This window comes from Microvirga antarctica (assembly GCF_017921815.1).
In the GTDB taxonomy this organism is placed as follows: Bacteria; Pseudomonadota; Alphaproteobacteria; order Rhizobiales; family Beijerinckiaceae; genus Microvirga; species Microvirga antarctica.
In genome coordinates, this window is record NZ_JAGEMM010000029.1 from 1 (window position 1) to 346 (window position 346).

At 56.9% G+C, this 346-nt stretch carries 1 protein-coding gene; it reads left to right on the top strand.

From position 1 onward, the window contains the following. Positions 1-346: globin domain-containing protein (locus J4G32_RS20735; RefSeq protein WP_210497528.1), on the top strand; the 346-nt coding region annotated here is incomplete at both ends.

A 346-nucleotide genomic window follows, 5' to 3' on the forward strand; every position in this document is an offset into this window, starting at 1 on the left:
AAGCCACCATGAGTTTGAACGATAAGGACAAGGCTGCCGTCAAGGCCCTCTGGGCAAAAATTTCCAAGTCAGCTGACGTTATCGGCGCTAATGCCTTGGTCAGGATGCTCACGGTCTACCCGCAAACCAAGACCTACTTCTCCCACTGGCCAGACTTTGCTGCCGGCTCTGCCTCAGTGAAGGCCCACGGAAAGAAGGTGATGGGTGGCATTGGTCAGGCTGTGGCCAAAATCGACGACCTGGTTGGTGGCCTGCTGGAGCTCAGCGAGCAGCACGCCTTCCAGCTGAGAGTGGATCCCGCCAACTTCAAGATCCTGTCTCACTGCATTCTCGTGGAGCTGGCCAC